17 protein-coding genes and 1 pseudogene are annotated in these 19,130 nt (G+C 61.6%); 7 read left to right on the top strand and 11 right to left on the bottom strand.

What is annotated here, in order from left to right:
- Positions 1-17: 17 nt before the first annotated feature.
- The 5 genes from P7C00_RS09525 to P7C00_RS09505 form a co-directional block, all read right to left on the bottom strand.
- Positions 18-461, bottom strand: coding sequence for a hotdog fold thioesterase (locus P7C00_RS09525; protein ID WP_123723823.1), 444 nt, complete (start codon positions 459-461; stop codon positions 18-20).
- 33 nt (positions 462-494) lie between these two features.
- Positions 495-2,162: an AMP-binding protein gene (locus P7C00_RS09520; protein WP_404938754.1), complete on the bottom strand. Its 1,668-nt coding sequence runs from the start codon at positions 2,160-2,162 to the stop codon at positions 495-497.
- Between the two features lie 171 nt (positions 2,163-2,333).
- Entirely contained in the window at positions 2,334-2,783 is a 450-nt protein-coding gene (gene sixA / locus P7C00_RS09515) for a phosphohistidine phosphatase SixA (RefSeq protein ID WP_346631931.1), read from the bottom strand.
- Positions 2,780-3,127 carry a DUF4389 domain-containing protein gene (locus P7C00_RS09510; RefSeq protein ID WP_102863952.1) on the bottom strand — a complete coding sequence of 116 codons (348 nt, stop codon included), beginning with the start codon at positions 3,125-3,127 and terminating at the stop codon, positions 2,780-2,782. Before P7C00_RS09510 ends, sixA begins: the two co-directional genes overlap by 4 nt.
- Before the next feature lie 18 nt (positions 3,128-3,145).
- The gene (locus P7C00_RS09505; protein ID WP_123723827.1) at positions 3,146-4,171 is read right to left on the bottom strand and encodes an NAD(P)H-dependent glycerol-3-phosphate dehydrogenase; all 1,026 of its coding nucleotides are present in this window, start codon (positions 4,169-4,171) and stop codon (positions 3,146-3,148) included.
- A 194-nt stretch (positions 4,172-4,365) separates the two neighbouring features.
- Between P7C00_RS09505 and P7C00_RS09500 the strand changes: the two genes are divergently transcribed.
- From P7C00_RS09500 to fabB, 5 genes are all read left to right on the top strand, one after another.
- Positions 4,366-6,492, top strand: coding sequence for a TonB-dependent receptor plug domain-containing protein (locus P7C00_RS09500; protein WP_404938752.1), 2,127 nt, complete (start codon positions 4,366-4,368; stop codon positions 6,490-6,492).
- Between the two features lies 1 nt (position 6,493).
- Entirely contained in the window at positions 6,494-7,423 is a 930-nt protein-coding gene (locus tag P7C00_RS09495; protein ID WP_404938750.1) for an ABC transporter substrate-binding protein, read from the top strand.
- Positions 7,420-9,321 (top strand): ATP-binding protein, encoded by a 1,902-nt coding sequence (locus P7C00_RS09490; RefSeq protein WP_346631934.1) that lies wholly within the window; start codon positions 7,420-7,422, stop codon positions 9,319-9,321. The genes P7C00_RS09495 and P7C00_RS09490 overlap by 4 nt, the downstream gene beginning before the upstream one ends.
- Positions 9,322-9,568: 247 nt before the next feature.
- Positions 9,569-10,084 (top strand): 3-hydroxyacyl-[acyl-carrier-protein] dehydratase FabA, encoded by a 516-nt coding sequence (fabA, locus tag P7C00_RS09485; protein WP_011060067.1) that lies wholly within the window; start codon positions 9,569-9,571, stop codon positions 10,082-10,084.
- Positions 10,085-10,095: 11 nt separating this feature from the next.
- On the top strand, positions 10,096-11,316 hold the full coding sequence (gene fabB / locus P7C00_RS09480; RefSeq protein ID WP_123723831.1) for a beta-ketoacyl-ACP synthase I: 1,221 nt from the start codon (positions 10,096-10,098) through the stop codon (positions 11,314-11,316).
- Positions 11,317-11,437: 121 nt separating this feature from the next.
- On the opposite strand, the gene P7C00_RS09475 is transcribed toward fabB, so the two are convergent.
- The 4 genes and pseudogenes from P7C00_RS09475 to P7C00_RS09460 all read right to left on the bottom strand — a co-directional run bounded on the left by P7C00_RS09475 (position 11,438) and on the right by P7C00_RS09460 (position 14,727).
- On the bottom strand, positions 11,438-12,301 hold the full coding sequence (locus P7C00_RS09475) for a methyl-accepting chemotaxis protein (RefSeq protein ID WP_372342471.1): 864 nt from the start codon (positions 12,299-12,301) through the stop codon (positions 11,438-11,440).
- A pseudogene (locus P7C00_RS09470) lies at positions 12,293-13,063 on the bottom strand (MCP four helix bundle domain-containing protein); the annotation flags it as partial. The pseudogene P7C00_RS09470 and the gene P7C00_RS09475, both read right to left, overlap by 9 nt.
- A gap of 139 nt (positions 13,064-13,202) precedes the next feature.
- Complete coding sequence (locus tag P7C00_RS09465) at positions 13,203-13,667, bottom strand: DUF3859 domain-containing protein (RefSeq protein ID WP_346631936.1); 465 nt, start codon at positions 13,665-13,667, stop codon at positions 13,203-13,205.
- A gap of 82 nt (positions 13,668-13,749) precedes the next feature.
- Positions 13,750-14,727 (bottom strand): amidohydrolase family protein, encoded by a 978-nt coding sequence (locus tag P7C00_RS09460; RefSeq protein WP_404938748.1) that lies wholly within the window; start codon positions 14,725-14,727, stop codon positions 13,750-13,752.
- Positions 14,728-14,919: 192 nt separating this feature from the next.
- Between P7C00_RS09460 and P7C00_RS09455 the strand changes: the two genes are divergently transcribed.
- Positions 14,920-15,336: an OsmC family protein gene (locus P7C00_RS09455; protein WP_346631938.1), complete on the top strand. Its 417-nt coding sequence runs from the start codon at positions 14,920-14,922 to the stop codon at positions 15,334-15,336.
- A gap of 62 nt (positions 15,337-15,398) precedes the next feature.
- Positions 15,399-16,271, top strand: a complete 873-nt coding sequence (locus P7C00_RS09450; RefSeq protein ID WP_404938746.1) for a pirin family protein — start codon at positions 15,399-15,401, stop codon at positions 16,269-16,271.
- Positions 16,272-16,374: 103 nt separating this feature from the next.
- On the opposite strand, the gene P7C00_RS09445 is transcribed toward P7C00_RS09450, so the two are convergent.
- Together P7C00_RS09445 and htpG are read right to left on the bottom strand one after the other, a co-directional pair.
- Positions 16,375-17,103 carry a dienelactone hydrolase family protein gene (locus P7C00_RS09445; RefSeq protein ID WP_346631940.1) on the bottom strand — a complete coding sequence of 243 codons (729 nt, stop codon included), beginning with the start codon at positions 17,101-17,103 and terminating at the stop codon, positions 16,375-16,377.
- Between the two features lie 71 nt (positions 17,104-17,174).
- A complete protein-coding gene (gene htpG, locus P7C00_RS09440) occupies positions 17,175-19,079 on the bottom strand; it encodes a molecular chaperone HtpG (RefSeq protein WP_346631941.1) in 1,905 nt (634 codons plus the stop codon).
- Positions 19,080-19,130: the final 51 nt, after the last annotated feature.

The raw sequence follows: 19,130 nt of genomic DNA, 5'->3' as shown, positions 1-19,130 counted from the left end.
GCCTATGGCCCGTCGTCTCAAGGCGCAGGCGGCTTCTGCCCCAGCGGCACCACCGCCATGGTCAGGCGCGAGACGCAACTGGCCTTGCCTTCATCACTGCTCAAGCGGATGTCCCAGACGTGGGTAGTGCGCCCGATATGAATGGCCCTGGCCACCGCTGTCACCCGGCCGCTGCGCAAGCCCCGCAGATGGTTGGCGTTGATCTCCAGGCCCACGCAATAGAACTGGCTGGCATCGATGCACAAATAACTGGCCATGGAGCCGACGCTTTCCGCCAGCACCACCGACGCGCCGCCATGCAACAGGCCATAGGGCTGGTGGGTGCGATGGTCGATGACCATGCTCGCCGTCAACGACTCCTCGTCGTAGGACTCAAAGCGAATATCCAGCACTTCGCCGATGGTGTTCTTCTGGATTGCGTTCAGTTGTTCAATGTTCGGAGTGGTACGCCACAGACTCATCGCCGCTTCCTTCTTTCGGGTTGTTCTTGTCGATCAATCCTGCCACAGCACGGCTTCGCTACGCTCGCTCCAGGTTTGAAAACTCCCGCCATAGGTGGCTTCGATCACATTGCGCTTGATCTTCAGGGTCGGGGTCAGAAAGCCGTTCTCCACGGCCCAGTTGTCCTTAACCACCACCAGCCGATGCAAACGCTCGTGCTTGTCCAAGCTGCCGTTGACCTGGGCCAGGAGGCTTTCCAGGCTGTTGTGCAACCCTTCCCGGGAGCTGCCACCAGCAGCCTGCAAGCCGGCCGCTGAAAGCACGCACAGCCCCAGCGGCGCGCTCAAGCCATCACCCACCACGCACACCTGCTCGATATGGGCATGCACCGCCAGGCGATTCTCGATGGGGGCCGGGGCCACATACTTGCCCTTGCTGGTCTTGAAGATTTCCTTGAGCCGGCCAGTCAGGCGCAAATTGCCGGCGGCATCCTGCTCGCCCTTGTCACCCGTGCGCAAAAAACCATCCTCGGTGATGGTTTCCGCCGTTTTCTGCGGGTCCTTGTAATACCCCAGCATGGTGGCCCCGCTGCGCACCTGGACCTCCCCCGCCTCATCGATACGGACTTCGACCTCAGGACAAGGCCGGCCGATCCAGCCCGGAACATGCTCCCCGGATCGCCCGATATGGGAATAACCGCAGCTTTCGGTCATGCCGTAGACCTCCAGCACATCCAGGCCCAGACGGCGATACCAGTGCAACAGGGTCTGGGGGACCGGCGCGGCCCCCGACAAGGCCAGACGCAATGCATCGAGTCCCAATCCGGCCAGCACCTTGTGACCGACGTGCCTGCCGATGAAAGGCAGGCCCAGAAGAAAATCCAGGCGTTTGGCCGGCACCTTGCTGTAGACCCCCATCTGGAACTTGGTCCAGATCCGCGGCACGCCAAATAGCGCAGTGGGCCGGGCCCGTTGCAGGTCAACCAGGAAAGTATCGAGACTTTCGGCAAAGAACACAGTCTGCCCGGTGTAGATCGCCGCCATCTCGACGAACATGCGTTCGGCCACATGACACAACGGCAGGTAGGACAGCAACCGATCCTCGGGGCCCAGGCCGAAAAGCCCGACGCCGTGGCTGGCGGCAAAGCCCAGGTTGCCGAAACTGTGCATCACGCCCTTGGGCATGCCGGTGGTACCGGAGGTGTAGATGATGGTGGCCAGTTGATCCGCAGACGGGCAAGGGCTGTCCGCCTGTGGTTGGCAACGCTGCACCTGATCCCAGTCGAAATCGAAATGCCCCTCGGGGCCCAGCGGCAGACGGATGGTGGGCAACCCGGGCTTGACCCCCGGGGCCATGCCCGGCCAGTCATCAAGCTTGCCGATGAATGCCAGGGCCGACTCGGAATGCTCCAGTACCTGGGCCACCGAATCGGCTGTGAGGTTGGGATACAGCGGCACCGACACATGCCCGGCCATCCAGATCGCCAGGTCGCTGATGATCCAGTGGGCGGAGTTCTTGCCGATGATTGCAATGTGGCTGCCAGGAGCCAGCTGCCGCTCCCGCAGCCACTGGGCGGCACGACGGGCCTGTTGGCCGACGTCGAACCAGCTCAACGCCTGCACCTGTCCTCCGGCGCTGGGCTGAACCAGGAAACGTTGGTGGGGATGACGAGCTTCGCGCTCGTAGAACACTTGCAGCGGCAAACTGAAAGCAGCAGACATGACTCGCTCCTTTGTTTTTATTCTGTTCGTGATACCAACCAAGCACTTGCTTGGCTGACTATTCCACGCACAAAGGAGCGCTGCAAGTTAAGAAATGTAGCGGATCACGACCCGATACCGACCGGGTGCAAAAGGTAATGGCGGCCGGAGGATTCCCGGCCGCCGCCCGCATCAAGGGTGCTTGACGCCGTTGAGGGTCATCAGTCCCGCCAGAGGCCAGTCGCCCTCCAGCTCCGCCAGGCTGGCGGTGTTCATGGGCTGGGGATCACGCAGATGGCCATGCTGCAACAGGCCGATCAGGCTACCCACCAGGGGCTGATGGCTGACCAGCAGCAAATTGTCCGCACTGTCCAGTTGCTGCAGCACCTGCAGCGGATTGGCCTCCGGCGTCAGCCAGGACACGGTGCGGACCTCTCCTTCGAACCCCAGCGCCTCGCGTACCAGCTGGGCAGTTTGCTGGGCTCGCACATAAGGGCTGGCGATGATTGCGCTGATGGGCTGGCCAATCAGGTGCGCGGCGCTGCCCAGCACTTCCTCACGGCCGTGGGCGGTGAGATTGCGCTGAGCATCGGTGGGCGCGTGGGATTCGGCCTGACCATGGCGCAGGACCCACAGTTTCACAGCTTGGGCTCCTCATCGCGCACCGGATGGGGTGCTGGCGGCACGCTATGGGGAGCCTCCCCTTCAGGTGCCCGTGGGGTTGGCCAATCCGAGAACGGCCAGGGCTTCTGCTCGGTATGGAAACTGCCGAAACGGCCGATCTGAGCCAGGAACTGGCTCAGGCTGTCACCGAAATTCATCAGGCCGGCATTGGGTGCGCCATAGATCAACCGATAAACAAGCTGCACCAGGACCAGGGCACCCAGGAGAAACTGCGCCACCTGCCACACCATCACGAACACCAGCATCCACAGCACGCGCAGGAGGATGGATTCGTATTTGGCTTCGGAATTCGTATCGTTCATGTCTGGCTCCTGTGCTACTCAGTTGAATCCGCTGGTGGAGATAAAATCGACGTCGGTTTTCGGCTCGCCGCGCATCAAGAGCTCGATCACCTGATTCAGCGTACGCCCTTCGAACAGAATCGCGTGCAGCCCGGCTACCAGCGGCATGTAGACCCCCAGCTCCTGGGCCTTGACCTTGAGCACCTTGAGGGTGTTGACGCCCTCCGCCACTTCGCCCAGGCGGGTCACCGCCTCTTCCAGGCTCAGGCCCTGGCCCAGGGCAAAGCCCACCTGATAGTTGCGGCTCTTGGGCGAGGAACAGGTGACGATCAGGTCACCGACACCGGCCAGACCGAGAAAGGTCATGGGATTGGCGCCCTGACTCACGGCAAAGCGGGTCATTTCCGCCAGCGCGCGGGTAATCAGCATGCTCTTGGTGTTTTCCCCCATGCCCAGGGCCACCGCCATGCCGGCGATGATTGCATAGACGTTCTTCAGTGCCCCGCCCAGCTCCACGCCAAAGCGGTCGGCACTGGCATAGACGCGAAAAGTCCGGCCATGCAGTGCGGCCTGGACCCGCTGGCACAGTTCTTCGTCTTCGCTGGCAACCACGGTAGCGGTCAGGGCGTGTTCGGCCACTTCACGGGCCAGATTGGGCCCGGAGAGCACGCCGATCCGCGCTTGCGGGGCGATATCCTCGAGAATCTCGCTCATCAGCTTGAAGGTCTGGGCCTCGATGCCCTTGGTCAGGCTGACCAGCATCTTGCCGCTCAACAGTTGCGCGTGGGGCGCCAGTACCGAGCGCAGGGCGCTGGAAGGCAAGGCGACAAAGCACAGGTCACTGTCATTCAGGGTGGCCAGCAGGTCGGTGACCGGCTCCACCGCCGGATGAATCTTGATGCCCTTGAGATAGCGCGGATTCTCGCGATTGACCCGAATGGCCTCAGCCTGTTCGGGATCACGCATCCACTGCCGCACCGGATGACCGTTCTCGGCCAGCAGATTGGCCACGGCGGTACCAAAACTTCCGCCTCCCAGGACCGCAATAGGGCGCTGTTGTGTCATATGCAATCCGTTTATCCATAGCAGTGGCGATGGCGCATTATACGGGGCGGTTTTCCCACCACCAGCCCCAGCAGCCATTCAGGCGATCTGTCGGGAACGGGTGGAGTCATTCGGGGAATGTCGGGCTTATCGACTGGAAAACTCGACTGTCTCGGTTAACATGCGCGCCATCTTTCAAGATTCAAGGCTGTGCCGTGTCCGTTGGCCCCTCACCTCTTCGTCTGTCACTGCTGCTGGGCATGCTGTTCGGCCACTCGGTGCTGGCCGACGATCTGTTTCTCGACGGTTCCGCCCTGCCGCAAGTCTTGACCGCCACCCGCCTGAAACAATCCCCTGCTGCGGTCCCCGGCAGCATGACCGTGCTCGACAATGAACTGATCAAGGCCAGCGGCGCCCGGGATATCAGCGAACTGCTGCGCCTGGTGCCGGGCATGATGGTCGGCGCCATCAGCGGCAACCAGGCCACCATCAACTACCACGGTACCAATGCCAGCGAAGCCCGACGCATGCAGGTGCTGATCGACGGACGCTCGGTGTATCGCGCGGGCCTGGCCACGGTGGACTGGAGCGATATCCCGGTGGCCATGGAGGACATCGAGCGCATCGAAGTGTTTCGTGGCCCCAACACCGTCAGCTACGGCGCCAACGCGCTGATGGCGGTGGTCAACATCATTACCCGCTCACCCGCCAACAGCCACGGCACTCGCTTCAAGGTGACTCGGGGCCAGCGCGGCATCAACGACTGGTACGCCAGCCAGGGCACCGGCTGGGAAAGCGGCGACCTGCGGCTGTCGTTGTCGGGGCAGGAAGATGATGGCTTCGACAGCCGCCTCGATGGTTCGGACTACCGCGACAGCAGGCGCTTGAATCGCGTCAGCCTGTCGGTGAGTCAGATGCTCAATGAACAACAAAGCATCGATTGGCAATTGAATGCCAAGGAAGGTACCAACCAGCGGCCCTATACCTACAAGCCGGTGTTCTATGGCGTGTCCCAACAGGGCAACAACTCCGACGTGGTGGCCAAGGACTACGCCGGGTCACTGCGCTGGAACCTGGAGTTCAATGCGCAGCACAGCCTTTATGTCCAGGGCTCGGCACAGCACTGGGATCGCCAGCAGACCTGGCGGGCCTGTGATGCGGCCATTTCCTTCAGCCCCGAACTGACGCGCCTGTGGCAACTCAACCCCAATTACGCAGAGCGCCTGGCGCGCGGCATCAAAGGTTTCAGCGATGCCGGTGCCCCGCCCCCGGGATCTCCAGCCGAGCAGGCCATAGCCCAGCAGGTCCTCACCCAGTGGAACGCCGGCGGCAAGAATACCGTCTGCGGCAATATCGACCAGAGCGCCCGGGAAACTCGCTACGACCTGGAGTTGCAGGACACCCTGAGCCTCAGCGATAACCTGCGGCTGGTCAGCGGCATGAACTATCGTTACGACCGGGCCGACTCCGAAACCTACTTCAACGGCACCCTCGACGACACCACCTGGCGCCTGTTCGGCCAGTTGGAGTGGCGGGCCAGCGAACACTGGCTGATCCAGGGCGGGGCTATGTACGAAGACACCCAACTGACCGGCAACTCGCTGACGCCACGGATCGCCGTCAACTACCTGATCAATCCGCGCCACGGGCTGCGCGCGGTGTATTCGGAAGCCATCCGCTCTGCGGACATGTTCGAGAACAACGTCAACTGGAGTTACCGGGTCACCGGTCTGAGCGCTCCGGTCTACGGCCAGAACAGCGCCCAGTACTTCGTCAGGACCCGTGGTCCCGGCAATCTTGACCAGGAGCACATGCGCTCTCGAGAGCTGGGCTACAACGGCTATTTCATCGACCAGGCACTGAATCTGGACCTCAAGCTGTTCTACGACGAAATCACCGGAATGATCAGCGAACCGCTGCGCAACAACCAGTACATCGCCAGCAACAACAACTCGTCGCGCTTCTCCGGCACCGAGAGCCAGCTGGACTGGCAACTGAGCCGCGCCGACCGCCTGCGCCTGACCTACGCCTATGTCCATGCGCAAGCCAGCAATCGCCTGGACCAGCACCTGACCGCCAGCAACAGCGGTTCTGCCGGCTGGCTGCGCAATTGGGGCCAGGGCTGGTCCAGCGCCCTCTTCTACTATGGTGACAACGCCCTCAACGGCTACCGCTTCCAGCGCATCGACGCCCGCATCGCCAAACGCCTGGTCCTGGGCAAGGCCAGCCTGGAACTGGCAGGCACGCTGCAACAGCGGCTTGACCATGAGCCCACCACCTTCGCCGACAATCTCTACGACTCACGGCACGTGGCCTACCTCAGTGCCGAGCTGGAGTTCTAGCATGGGTCGGCGTGGGCCCTGGAAGGCCCTGGGCGTTCATCGCTGCCTCGGTCTCTGCCTGATCGTGCTGGGCCTGCTGCTGGCGACTCCGCTGCGGGCAGCCGACGTGTTGCTGACCGCCAGTGAAGACAGCGACAGTGTGCGTACCTTCACCGAAGAACTGGCCACTCAGCGTCCTCAGGACCAGGTGCGCTTCGTGCCCTTGGCACAACTGCCGGCACCGAGCCAACTGCCCGCAGCCACGCGCCTGATCCTGCTGGATCCGCAAAGCCTCGATTGGCGCCTGCAAGACCCGCAAGGGCCGGCCACCCTGGTCCTGCGGATCAGCCGCCTGCAAGCCCAGCAGCGCCTGCAAGGCGCGCCTCACCCCAAACTCAGCCTGCTCTGGAGCGACCCGCCCCTGAGCCGCCAACTGCGGTTGATCCACAAGGTCTTGCCCCAGGTACGCCGGGTCGGCGTGCTGTACAGCGAGGACAGCCAGTTTCTGCTCAAGGAACTGCGCAGCGCAGCGCAATCCATGGCAATGGAAATCGTCGCCGAACCCTGGGACAGCATTAATGACAGCCGCCCGCTGCAGAACCTGCTGCGCAACAGCGAGGTGCTGCTGGGCCTGGACGACCCCAAGCTGTACAACCCGAAAACCGTGAAGAACCTGCTGCTGAGCAGCTACGCCCGGCAGCAGGCACTGATCGGGCCCAATGCCGGTTTCGTCAGGGCCGGCAGCCTGGCCAGCACCTACAGCGATCAGCAGGACTGGCTGCAGACCCTGGACAGCCTGCTGGATCAAGCACCGGCCCGCTGGCCCAGGGAGCTGTACCCGGCTGCCTTCAAAGTACTGAGCAATCCACAGGTGGCACGCTCCCTGGGCATCGAAGAAATCGACCCGCAAGCCGTCGCGCACCAGTTGAGTGAAGGAGAGAAACACCCATGACATTGCGTCGCCGGTGGGATATCCAGACCCGCACTCAGCTCATCAGCCTGGGCCCGGCCCTGCTCCTGACCCTGTTGCTGATCAGCTTCTTCACCTTCGTGCGTCTCCAGGATCTGCGCCAGGAGCTGAACCATACCGGCCAACTGATAGCCAACCAGTTGGCCCCGGCCACCGAGTACGGGGTGATCTCCGGCAACAACGAAGGCCTGGAAAGCCTGTTGCAAGCCACCCTGGCCACGCCCCATGTGCACTTTCTGGAGGTCCAGGACAGCGCCAACAACATCCTGGTGTATGTCGAGCAGCCGTCCGCCAGTCACAACCACGCCCAACAGATCAAGGTATTCCAGGCGCCGATACGCTTGCAGCGCATCCAGGTGCACAACGATTTTCTGCAGAATGATCCCGCCAGCCTGAGCCCCCAGGGTGACGGTTACCTGGGGCGGGTCATTGTTGGCATGTCCAATGACGCCTTCAGCCAGCGTCAGCAGGAAATCCTCCTCAAGGCCGGGATTCTCGCTCTGTTCGCCTTGCTGTTCACCTTCTTCCTGGCTCGACGCCTGGCGGCCGGCCTGGCGCAACCCATCAGCGCCATGGGCCACGCGGTGAAGGCGATTCAGGAAGGCGACTTCAAGACACCGCTGCCGATTGTCGACGACGGCGAGCTGGGCAATCTGGCGCGACATATCAACAACCTCGCCGCCGGCCTGGAACTGGCCAGCCGTGAGCAGCAACAGGCAATGTCACAACTGATTCAGACCCGGGAAGATGCAGAGCGAGCGAACAAGGCCAAATCCGACTTCCTGGCGATGATGAGCCATGAGCTGCGTACCCCGATGAACGGCGTGCTGGGGATGCTGCAATTGCTGGAAACCACCGAGATGACCCAGGAGCAGAGCGAGTACGCGGCATTGGCCTCGGAATCCACCGAGCACCTGCTGAAGGTGATCAATGACATCCTCGACTTCTCGCGCATCGAGCGCTCGGCCCTGGAGCTGGAGCACATTCCGTTCAACCTTGCCGAGTTGATCAGCAGCTCGGCCCAGGCCTTCCAGCACAGCGCATTGCAACGAGGCCTGGACCTGCAACTGCGGCTACCGCCGGGCATGGAATCGCTGCAGGTCAAGGGCGACCCCACGCGAATCCGCCAGATTCTGGTCAACCTGATCGGCAACGCGCTGAAATTCACCGAACAAGGCAACGTCACCATCGAGCCACAGTGGCAGGCCCTGGATCACGAACTCCTGTGGTTCACCTGCTCGGTGCGCGACAGCGGGATCGGCATCAGCCCGGCCAGCCTGGAACTGATGTTCGATGCATTCCAGCAAGCCGACAGTTCGATTTCCCGGCGCTACGGCGGCACGGGCCTCGGCTTGCCGATCGCCCGCACGCTGGCCGAACGCATGGGCGGCACCCTGCGCGCCCAAAGCGAAGAAGGCCAGGGCTCGGTGTTCACTCTGGAAATCCCCTTGGCGCTGTTTCAGCAAAGCCTGCCGGTGCTGGCGCCGCGAGTGAATACGGCCGCTCACCAGGGCGAAGGCCGCAACGTGCTGCTGGTGGAGGACAACCCGGTGAACCAGACCGTGATCCAGGCCATGTTGCGCAGCCTGGGCTTCACCGTGAGCATCGTCACTGACGGTGCCCAGGCGGTACGCAGCGCCGAAAGCCTGATTTTCGAGGCCATTCTGATGGACTGCCGACTGCCACTGGTCGACGGCTACGAAGCCACCCGGCAGATCCGCCAACTGCCCGGCTGCGCTGATTTGCCGATCATCGCCCTGACCGCCAACGCCTTGCAGGGCGACCGCGAAGCCTGCCTGGCGGCGGGCATGAACGACTACCTGGCCAAGCCGTTCAAGCGGGCGGATCTGCAGCAAATTCTCCAACGTTGGGTGCAGTAACAGGCTATTTTCGAACAGGTGCGACTGGCGTGATGGGCGAAAGTGCGGCAGTCTTAGGCACCCGACGGGGCCCCGAAAAGGCCCTCAAAAAAAATTTCAGTGCACAAGTGTACATTCATGCCCTTTGCGCTGTGACTTTCACTACAACGCAATAGTCTATGAGTAGGCTGCCGGCTCGAGGCATGAACGCTTCGATCGGCCGGGAAGATTGCCCAACCCTGCCGCACGGGACTATTGAGGAGCTCGCATGACCAAACAAAACGCCTTTACTCGGGAAGACCTGCTGCGCTGCAGTCGCGGTGAGCTGTTCGGCCCAGGTAACGCGCAACTGCCCGCCCCCAACATGCTGATGGTGGATCGCATCACCCATATCAGCGAAGAGGGTGGCAAGTACGGTAAAGGTGAATTGGTCGCTGAGCTGGATATCACTCCAGACCTGTGGTTCTTCGCTTGCCACTTCGAAGGCGATCCGGTGATGCCGGGCTGCCTGGGCCTGGATGCCATGTGGCAGCTGGTCGGTTTCTTCCTCGGCTGGCAAGGCCTGCCGGGCCGCGGCCGCGCCCTGGGTTCGGGGGAAGTGAAATTCTTCGGCCAGGTACTGCCGACCGCGAAAAAAGTCACCTATAACATTCACATCAAGCGCGTGCTCAAGGGCAAGCTGAACATGGCCATCGCCGATGGTTCGGTCAGCGTTGACGGCCGCGAAATCTATACCGCCGAAGGCCTTCGGGTCGGCGTGTTTACCTCAACTGACAACTTCTAAGGGTTATCCGCATGCGCCGCGTCGTTATCACTGGTCTGGGCATTGTTTCGTGCCTGGGCAATGACAAAGAGACCGTCTCCGCTAACCTGCGTGCAAGTCGCCCTGGCATCCGCTTCAACCCGGAATATGCCGAAATGGGTCTGCGTAGCCAGGTTTCCGGCTCCATTGACCTGAACCTTGAAGAGCTGATCGATCGCAAGATCTATCGCTTCGTCGGCCATGCGGCGGCTTACGCCTACCTGGCCATGAAAGACGCCATCGCCGACTCCGGTCTGAGCGAAGAGCAAGTGTCCAACCCCCGCACCGGCCTGATCGCCGGCTCCGGCGGCGCTTCGACCCTGAACCAGATGGAAGCGCTGGACATCCTGCGCGAGAAAGGCGTCAAGCGCGTTGGCCCATACCGTGTAACGCGGACCATGAGCAGCACCGTTTCCGCCTGCCTGGCCACACCGTTCAAGATCAAGGGCCTGAACTACTCCATCGCCTCTGCCTGCGCCACCAGTGCTCACTGCATCGGTACCGCCATGGAACAGATCCAGATGGGCAAGCAGGACATCGTCTTCGCCGGTGGCGGTGAAGAAGAGCATTGGACCCAGTCGTTCCTGTTCGATGCCATGGGCGCCCTGTCCACCCAGTACAACGAAACCCCGGAAAAGGCCTCCCGCGCCTACGACGCCAAGCGTGACGGTTTCGTCATTGCCGGCGGTGGCGGCATGGTGGTGGTCGAGGAACTGGAACACGCTCTGGCCCGTGGCGCCAAGATCTACGCGGAAATCGTCGGCTACGGCGCCACTTCCGATGGCTACGACATGGTGGCTCCAAGCGGCGAAGGCGCAATCCGCTGCATGGAAATGGCCATGTCCACCGTCGACGCACCGATCGACTACCTGAACACCCACGGCACTTCGACTCCGGTCGGCGACGTTGCCGAGATGAAGGGCGTGCGTGAAGTGTTCGGCGACAAGGCCCCGGCCATCAGTTCCACCAAGAGCCTGTCGGGTCACTCCCTGGGCGCCGCCGGCGTTCACGAAGCGATCTACTGCATGCTGATGATGGAAGGCAACTTCATGGCCGGTTCGGCCAACATCGACGAGCTGGATCCGGAAGTGGCCGACATGCCGATCCTGACCAAGACTCGCGAAGATGCCACCATCAACACCGTGATGAGCAACAGCTTCGGCTTCGGTGGCACCAACGCCACCCTGGTGCTGAAACGCTGGCAGGGCAAGTAAGCCCCGCGGCTGCGCCGAATGAAAAAGGCCCCGACTGGTTCGGGGCTTTTTTTCGCCTGGAGCTCACTGGCAAGCCGCCTCCTACGCCACCTGTATGAAGCGGATCGCCGGCCAAACAACCTCACACCGAAAAGCGCGCCACCATGGTGTTCAGATCCACCGCCAGCCGCGACAGCTCCTGACTGGCGGCGCTGGTCTGGTTGGCCCCCGCCGAGGTCTGCAGCGCCAGATCACGGATGTTCATCAGATTGCGATCCACCTCCCGCGCCACCGCTGCCTGCTGCTCCGAGGCACTGGCAATCACGATATTGCGCTCGTTGATCAGGGTGAAGGCCGAAGCGATTTCCTCCAGCGCCTGCCCCGCCGCCTTGGCCACTTCCAGGGTCGAGCGGGCCCGGCTGTTGCTGTGCTGCATGGAACTGACTGCCTGGTCGGTGCCTTGCTGAATACCACCGATCATCTGCTCGATTTCCTGGGTCGACTGCTGGGTCCGATGGGCCAGGGCCCGCACTTCATCCGCCACCACGGCAAACCCGCGCCCGGCATCCCCGGCTCGCGCAGCCTCGATGGCCGCGTTCAGTGCCAGCAGGTTGGTCTGCTCGGCGATGGAGCGAATCACATCCAGCACCTTGCTGATGCCATAGACCTTCTGTGCCAGGTCTTCCACCTGACTGGCATTGGTCGTCACATCCTCGGCCAGCAACTCGATGGACAGCACCGTCTGATGCACCTGCTCACGCCCATGCTGGGCGATCCGGTCCGACTCCCGAGAGGCTTCGGACGTGGCCACAGCATTGCTGGCCACCTCCTCCACCGCGGCGGTCATCTGATTCACCGCGGTGGCCGCCTGCTCGATTTCCAGGCTCTGCTGATGCAGGCCCCGGGTCGCATCCTCGGTCACGCAACTGAGCTCTTCCGAGGCGGAGGCCAACTGGCTGGAAGAATCGGAAATGCGCCGGATGGTTTCCCGCAGACTGTGCTGCATGGCCTTGAGCGCTTGCAGCAGGCGTGCCGGCTCATCCTTGCCAACCACCGTGATATCCCCCGTCAGGTCACCGCCGGCCACCACCTCGGCGACACTCAGGGACTGGGCCAGGGGCAGGACGATACTGCGGGTCAGCAACAATGCCAGGCCAATGGTGACCAGCGCCGCCAACACGATCATGCCCACCACCCAGACCCGTGACTTGCTGAACACGGCCTGGGCCAGGTCCGTGGCTTGGGTCGCGCTCTGCTTGTTCAACTCGATCAGGTCATGCAGGGTCGCCGCCATTTCGTCGGCCAATTGGTTCATTTCGCCATTGACCACCTTGACCGCCTCTTCCAGCTGGTTCTGGCTGGAAAAGGCCATGACCTGGGCCTGGCGCTGCAGGTACTGCTTCTCAATGACCTTGAAACGATCGAACAGGACCCGCTCCTGGGGCAGCACGATCAATGACTCATAGCGGCCCTGGGCAGCCCCCAAGCCAGTCTTGATGTCGTTGATCTTGTTTTCGTTCTGGGCAATCGCCTGCGGATCGCGATTGATCAGCAGACGCAGGGTCAGGGCGCGGATGCGCAGCAGGTCCTGACTCATGTCACCGACCGAAATGACGCTGGGCAGCCAATTGCTTTCCACCTCATCGGACTGCTGACGCATATTGGCCATCTGCATCAGGGCGAATGCCCCGAGAGCAAACACCATTAGCGCCAGCAAGCCGAAACCCAGGCTTGCGCGCGGCGCGATATTGAGACTTCTGAGGCTCATTCCTCTGGCTCCTTCCTAGAGCGCTGCAAGAACTTGCAGCAGGGTGCTCTTAGACGGTATCGGGCCGTTGGAAAATTGCGTAAGACAAAAACGTGATATCAAAACGCCCTAGCACTCCAATACCTGGACGTAAAACGATTCAGCGCACAGAAAATCGCTGTTCTGCCAACAAACGGTCACCCTGGAAGACCATGAAGTGCCATTCGCCGGGCACCACTTCGTGGCTCTCCGTGAATTCGTAGGCCATCACATCCTGAGGCGCATTGGGCACCAGCTTCTGGGTGATCTCGAACTTGTCATGGCGCGCACCGTCCGGGGTACGGATACCCGGAGTCAGGTAGAGCAGAGTCAGGGGCTGATCCTCGGCCACCTTGCCCAGCAGTTGGTAGCGCATGCCGAATTTGGTCCCCAGCTTGGCGGGCACCACCGAGGTTGGCTGGATCTTCTCGTTGCTGCGGCGCAGCACCCGTTCCCCCGACTGCAGCTCGGCCTTGGGCCCTTCGAACAGGCCATATTCCACAGGGCCTTCCAGACGAACTTCGGCACTGGCCAGGCCACTGAAAATCATCAGCGCCGCCAGGGCGCTGGTACGAGTGAAGTGCATATCGCGCTCCTTGATTGAGATGGCGCGAGCTTATGAAGCAGGCGTGACAGGCTGATGACAGTCTGCGACCAGGGCGAGGCGCCTACCTGCGGTGGCGGGCGGGGAGGATCGCGAGGAAGTTGTCATGGGCCACCTGACGCGCCACATCCTCGGGCAAGGCATCGAGGAAGACATCGAAGCTGTGCAGCTCCCGCCCCAGCTTGTTGAACCGTCCCACCACATCCGACCCCAGCATGAAGCGCTCCGGGAAGCGCTCCACCAGCTGCAGCCACTCCTGGCGGGGCTCGCCCTGCTCATCCAGCAGATAGGGCGTGAGCAAGCTCCAGGACAGGTCTATGTAGAGATTCGGGTAGCTGTCCAGCAGCCGCGCCAGGGTGGGCAACAGAAACTCCAGGCGCACCTGATGACGATGGATCTCGGCGCTAGTGCCGGCATGGGCCCAGATGAAGCGCGTATGAGGATGGTTGCGCAACGGCTCTTCGATTTCTGCCAGGTACAGCGGGTTGCGTTCGCGCTTGGAGGTGATGTTGGAATGCAGCATGACCGGTAGATCGTTCTCCGCCGCCAGGTGATAGATCTTGGTCATCGCCTCGTTGTTGGCCCGTGGCGTGTCACCGGCAGTCAAAGCCGTGAGGTCGTCATGGCGGGTGAAGACTTCACCGATGCCCTGCCACAGGCCCGGATCAAGGTCGAGCATGCGTTGGATATGCGCCGCAGAGTTCTTGTCATTGGGATTGAAACCGGACAGGAAGGGATGAAAACGCTGACGCTGCTCAGGGGACAGTTGCTTCACCGCAGCCGCCACCAGCACATCGGTGGCGCTGTACCAATAGGCATCAGCATCGTCACCGGCGTAATAACGTGGACGCTTGGGTTCATCCTCGTGCCATTTCTTGGCTACCGGAATGCCGGAAATCATGACCTGTTCGATACGGTTGTCAGCCATGGCCTTGAGCAACGCATCCATGCCCGCGGTTTCCTGGAAGAAGTCCACGTAATGCATGTGAGCATCGCTGTAGCGGTAATCCCGTGCCTGGGCCGCCCCACAGGGCAGTTGCATCAGCAACACCCCAAGGCACGTTCCGTATAAATGATTCCAGTGCACCACAGCGTCTCCGAAGGGTTGAAGCCGGGTAGACCCTGCGCCCAGGCAGCAGGTTCAGAAAAAGGGGAACGCCTGTGCCTTCCCATGCTCTATAACTTCAGCACCTTTACAGCCTGATCCGATATTCATCACTGCCTGAGGTTTGCCATGACCATTACCGTCAATACCGAGTCCAGCGAAGGTTTCCGCCACAGCATCCAAGTGGATGACCATCAGTTGTTCACCGACCTGCCCCAGTACGCCGGGGGCGAAGGCACTGCACCAGAGCCCCACGACTACTTCGATGCCGCTCTGGGTGCCTGCAAGGCCCTGACCCTGAAGCTTTACGCGCAGAAAAAAAACATCCCGCTCACCGGAGTCACGGTGGAGCTCAAGCACGACAACAGCCAGGAGCAGCAAGGCAAATACGCCCTGCATGTAAAACTGACCCTCAAGGGCGTGCTCACTGACGCCCAGCGCGATGAGCTGCACCGGGTGGCCGACCGTTGCCCGATCCACAAACTGATGACCACCAGTGAAGTCAGCATCGAGACTCACCTCTCCGAAGGCGCCTTCAGCCAGTAGCGGCAAGACTGGCACAAGCGGGTTATGCTCCCGGGCATAACCCGATCAGCCTGGTATCCGCCATGAATTCTCCCCTCGTGATCCGTCCCCGTATCGAGGACGTTGAAGGCCAGCCCATCCTCCGCCCCCTGCCTTCGGCGCAGTGCCGCAGCGTCGGGCCCTTCGTGTTCTTCGACCATATGCTGGCCACGCCCTACCCCGCCGGCAAAGGCATGAACATCCGCCAGCATCCGCATATCGGCCTCTCGACCCTGACCTACCTGTTCAGCGGACAGATCCAGCACAAGGACAGCCTGGGCTCGGATCAGATTGTCCAGGCCGGAGACGTCAGCTGGATGACGGCCGGCAGCGCCATCGCCCATGTCGAGCGCACCCCCGAGGCCTTGCTGGCCGAGGATTTCGAGATGCATGGATTGCAGGTCTGGCTGGCCTCGCCCAAGGAGCACGAGCAAGGCCCGGGGCATTACAGCCACCACCCGGCCGCTACGCTGCCGGTGAGCGCCAACCTCGGGGTGACAATCCGCATGATTGCCGGAACGGGTTTCTGCCTGGAGTCCCAGGTGCCGGTGCTCTCTCCCACCCTGTACGCCGAACTGCATTTGCAGACCGCTACCAGCCTGCTGATCCCTACCGAGCATCAACAACGCGCCCTGTATGTACTGGACGGCGAGGCACAACTGGATGGAGAAGCGATCAGCGCGCACTCGCTGGTGGTGTTGCCGGAGGGAGAAAGCGTGACCCTGTTCGCCGAGAGCGACTGTCACGCGGTACTGATCGGTGGCGCGCCCCTGGACGGGCCACGGCGGATCAACTGGAACTTCGTCGCCAGCGATCCGGCACGTATCGATGAAGCTCGCCAACGCTGGGCCGCCGGGGATTGGCCCCAGGTGCCGGGAGAAAGCGAGCGCATCGAATTGCCACCCGCTCGCCACTGATCGGTAGGGGCCGGCTTGCCGACGAACAGGCCTGTGAGTCTGGCGTTGCTCTCACTGACGCCTTCGCTGGCAAGCCAGCTCCTACGGGATCAGGGTCGGTGGGTCAGCCGCTAAAGACTTCGTCCAGCAGGTAATGCATGGTGGCGAAGGCCCGCGCCGAGGTCTTGGCGTCGTACATCATCTTGCCCGGTACATTGGCGTGGGTATCGGTGAAGGAGTGCACCGCACCGCCATAGCTGACCAGTTGCCAGTCCACACCCGCCGCATCCATTTCCGCCTCGAAGGCCGGCAGTTGCTCCTTGGCGACCAAAGGATCAGCCGCGCCATGCAAAACCAGCACCGAGCCCTTGATGTTCTTCGCGTCAGCAGGGTTGGGGGTGTCCAGAGTGCCGTGGAAGGAGGCCGCAGCTTTCACCGGCGCACCGCTGCGGGCCAGCTCCAGGGCGCAGCAGCCGCCAAAGCAGAAACCGAAGGTGGCCAGCTTCGAGCTGTCCACGGCAGCCTCGGTCTGGCTCTGCAAGGCGCTGAACGCCGCTTGCATGCGCTTGCGCAACAACGCCCGGTCATCCTTGAGAGGCATCATCGCTGCACCGGCCTGGTTGGCGTCGCTGGGACGTACCGCCTGCCCATACAGATCAGCAATCAGTACCACGTAGCCCTTGGCCGCCACCGCCTCGGCGATCTTCTGCGCACCGGCGCTGACACCCATCCAGTTAGGCGCCATCAGCAACCCCGGACGAGCGCCCTGGTGGGCGGCATCGAAGGCCAGTCGACCTTCATAGGGCTGGCCATCGATCTGATAGACCACGGAACGCACTGTGATTTGACTCATGACTCATCTTCTCCAGTAGGGGGACACCAGAATGAAAAAACCCGCCGAAGCGGGTTTTTCTTGCAACGTGGTTAAACCGACAGTTCAACCAGCAGCTTGTTCAGTCGGCGCACATAGGCCGCCGGGTCTTTCAAGCTGTCACCGGCCGCCAGGGCCGCCTGATCGAAGAGGATGTGCGACAGGTCGCCAAACCGCTCCTCGCTCTGCTCGCCGTCGAGTTTCTCGATCAGCGGATGGCTCGGGTTGAATTCGAAGATCGGCTTGGAGTCCGGAACCTTCTGCCCGCTGGCTTCAAGGATCTGGCGCATTTGCAGCCCCAGGTCCTGCTCGCCGATGGCCAGGATCGCCGGCGAATCGGTCAGGCGGTGGGAAACCCGTACTTCACTGACGCTCTCGCCCAGGGCGGTCTTGATCCGCTCAACCAGGCCTTCCTTGGTCTTGGCAACTTCCTCGGCAGCCTTCTTGTCCTCTTCCGAGTCCAGATTGCCCAGGTCCAGATCACCACGCGCCACGTCGACAAAGCTCTTGCCGTCGAATTCGTTGAGGTAGCTCATCAGCCACTCGTCGATACGGTCGGTGAGCAGCAGCACTTCGATGCCTTTCTTGCGGAAGACCTCCAGATGCGGACTGTTCTTCACCTGGGCGTAGGATTCGCCGGTGAGGAAGTAGATCTTGTCCTGACCTTCCTTGGCACGAGCCAGGTAGTCGGCCAGGGACACATTCTGCTCGCCGTCGTCGCCCTGGGTGGAGGCAAAGCGCAACAGACCGGCGATCTTCTCCTTGTTGGCGAAGTCTTCGGCCGGGCCTTCCTTCATCACCTGGCCGAAGTTCTTCCAGAAGCCCTTGTATTGCTCAGGCTCGTTCTTCGCCAGTTTTTCCAACATGTCGAGGACGCGCTTGGTCAGTGCCGATTTCATCGAATCGATGATCGGATCTTTCTGCAGAATTTCCCGCGAGACGTTCAGCGACAGGTCGTTGGAGTCCACCACGCCTTTGATGAAACGCAGGTACAGCGGCAGGAACGACTCAGCCTGATCCATGACGAATACGCGCTGCACGTAGAGCTTGAGGCCCTTCGGCGCTTCGCGCTGGTACAAGTCGAATGGTGCGCGCGCCGGAACATAGAGCAGCGAGCTGTATTCAAGCTTGCCTTCAACCTTGTTGTGGCTCCAGCTCAGCGGGTTCTCGAAGTCATGGGCGATGTGCTTGTAGAACTCCTGGTATTCCTCGTCCTTGATCTCGGTACGCGGACGGGTCCACAGGGCACTGGCGCGGTTGACGGTTTCCCACTCCAGCGCAGGTTTCTCTTCGCCTTCAGCGGCAGCGGCTTCTTTGGGCAGCTCGATCGGCAGCGCGATGTGGTCGGAATACTTCTTGATGATGTTGCGCAGGCGCCAGCCATCGGCGAACTCGTCCTCACCGGACTTCAGGTGCAGAACGATGCGGGTACCGCGCTCGGCCTTGTCGATGGTCGCAACTTCGAACTCGCCTTCGCCCTTGGACGACCAGTGCACGCCTTCGCTGGCGGGCAGACCGGCACGACGGCTGAACACTTCAACCTGGTCGGCAACGATGAACGCGGAGTAGAAACCCACGCCGAACTGACCGATCAGGTGCGAGTCCTTCTTCTGGTCACCGGTGAGGTTCTTCATGAAATCGGCGGTGCCGGACTTGGCGATGGTCCCCAGGTGGGTGATCACATCTTCACGGCTCATGCCGATACCGTTGTCTTCGAGGGTGACGGTTTTCGCGTCCTTGTCGAAGCTCACACGGATTTTCAGTTCGGCGCCACCTTCCAGCAACTCAGGCTTGGACAGGGCTTCGAAGCGCAATTTGTCGACGGCGTCAGAGGCGTTCGAGATCAATTCGCGAAGGAAGATTTCCTTGTTGGAATACAGCGAATGGATCATGAGGTGCAGCAGTTGCTTCACCTCGGTCTGGAAGCCCAGGGTTTCCTTTTGAGTTTCCACACTCATGGTCATCAAACTCCAATCAGATGGCTGTGGCCGCGTTCCGGAAGCGGAGGG

The organism is Pseudomonas sp. JDS08PS003, assembly GCF_045013505.1.
GTDB classification, from domain to species: Bacteria; Pseudomonadota; Gammaproteobacteria; order Pseudomonadales; family Pseudomonadaceae; genus Aquipseudomonas; species Aquipseudomonas protegens_B.
The sequence above is the reverse complement of the archived record's forward strand: the minus strand, read 5'-3'. Positions and strand labels throughout refer to the sequence as shown.

Bases quoted from the DNA above. Each gene is read 5' to 3' on its own strand.
- fabA (WP_011060067.1), top strand. From the start codon at position 9,569: ATGACCAAACAAAACGCCTTTACTCGGGAAGACCTGCTGCGCTGCAGT.
- P7C00_RS09455 (WP_346631938.1), top strand. From the start codon at position 14,920: ATGACCATTACCGTCAATACCGAGTCCAGCGAAGGTTTCCGCCACAGC.
- P7C00_RS09505 (WP_123723827.1), bottom strand. From the start codon at position 4,171: ATGACACAACAGCGCCCTATTGCGGTCCTGGGAGGCGGAAGTTTTGGT.
- P7C00_RS09490 (WP_346631934.1), top strand. From the start codon at position 7,420: ATGACATTGCGTCGCCGGTGGGATATCCAGACCCGCACTCAGCTCATC.
- htpG (WP_346631941.1), bottom strand. From the start codon at position 19,079: ATGAGTGTGGAAACTCAAAAGGAAACCCTGGGCTTCCAGACCGAGGTG.
- P7C00_RS09520 (WP_404938754.1), bottom strand. From the start codon at position 2,162: ATGTCTGCTGCTTTCAGTTTGCCGCTGCAAGTGTTCTACGAGCGCGAA.
- fabB (WP_123723831.1), top strand. From the start codon at position 10,096: ATGCGCCGCGTCGTTATCACTGGTCTGGGCATTGTTTCGTGCCTGGGC.
- P7C00_RS09460 (WP_404938748.1), bottom strand. From the start codon at position 14,727: ATGCAACTGCCCTGTGGGGCGGCCCAGGCACGGGATTACCGCTACAGC.
- P7C00_RS09495 (WP_404938750.1), top strand. From the start codon at position 6,494: ATGGGTCGGCGTGGGCCCTGGAAGGCCCTGGGCGTTCATCGCTGCCTC.
- P7C00_RS09465 (WP_346631936.1), bottom strand. From the start codon at position 13,667: ATGCACTTCACTCGTACCAGCGCCCTGGCGGCGCTGATGATTTTCAGT.
- P7C00_RS09475 (WP_372342471.1), bottom strand. From the start codon at position 12,301: ATGCAGCACAGTCTGCGGGAAACCATCCGGCGCATTTCCGATTCTTCC.
- P7C00_RS09450 (WP_404938746.1), top strand. From the start codon at position 15,399: ATGAATTCTCCCCTCGTGATCCGTCCCCGTATCGAGGACGTTGAAGGC.
- P7C00_RS09510 (WP_102863952.1), bottom strand. From the start codon at position 3,127: ATGAACGATACGAATTCCGAAGCCAAATACGAATCCATCCTCCTGCGC.
- P7C00_RS09525 (WP_123723823.1), bottom strand. From the start codon at position 461: ATGAGTCTGTGGCGTACCACTCCGAACATTGAACAACTGAACGCAATC.
- P7C00_RS09445 (WP_346631940.1), bottom strand. From the start codon at position 17,103: ATGAGTCAAATCACAGTGCGTTCCGTGGTCTATCAGATCGATGGCCAG.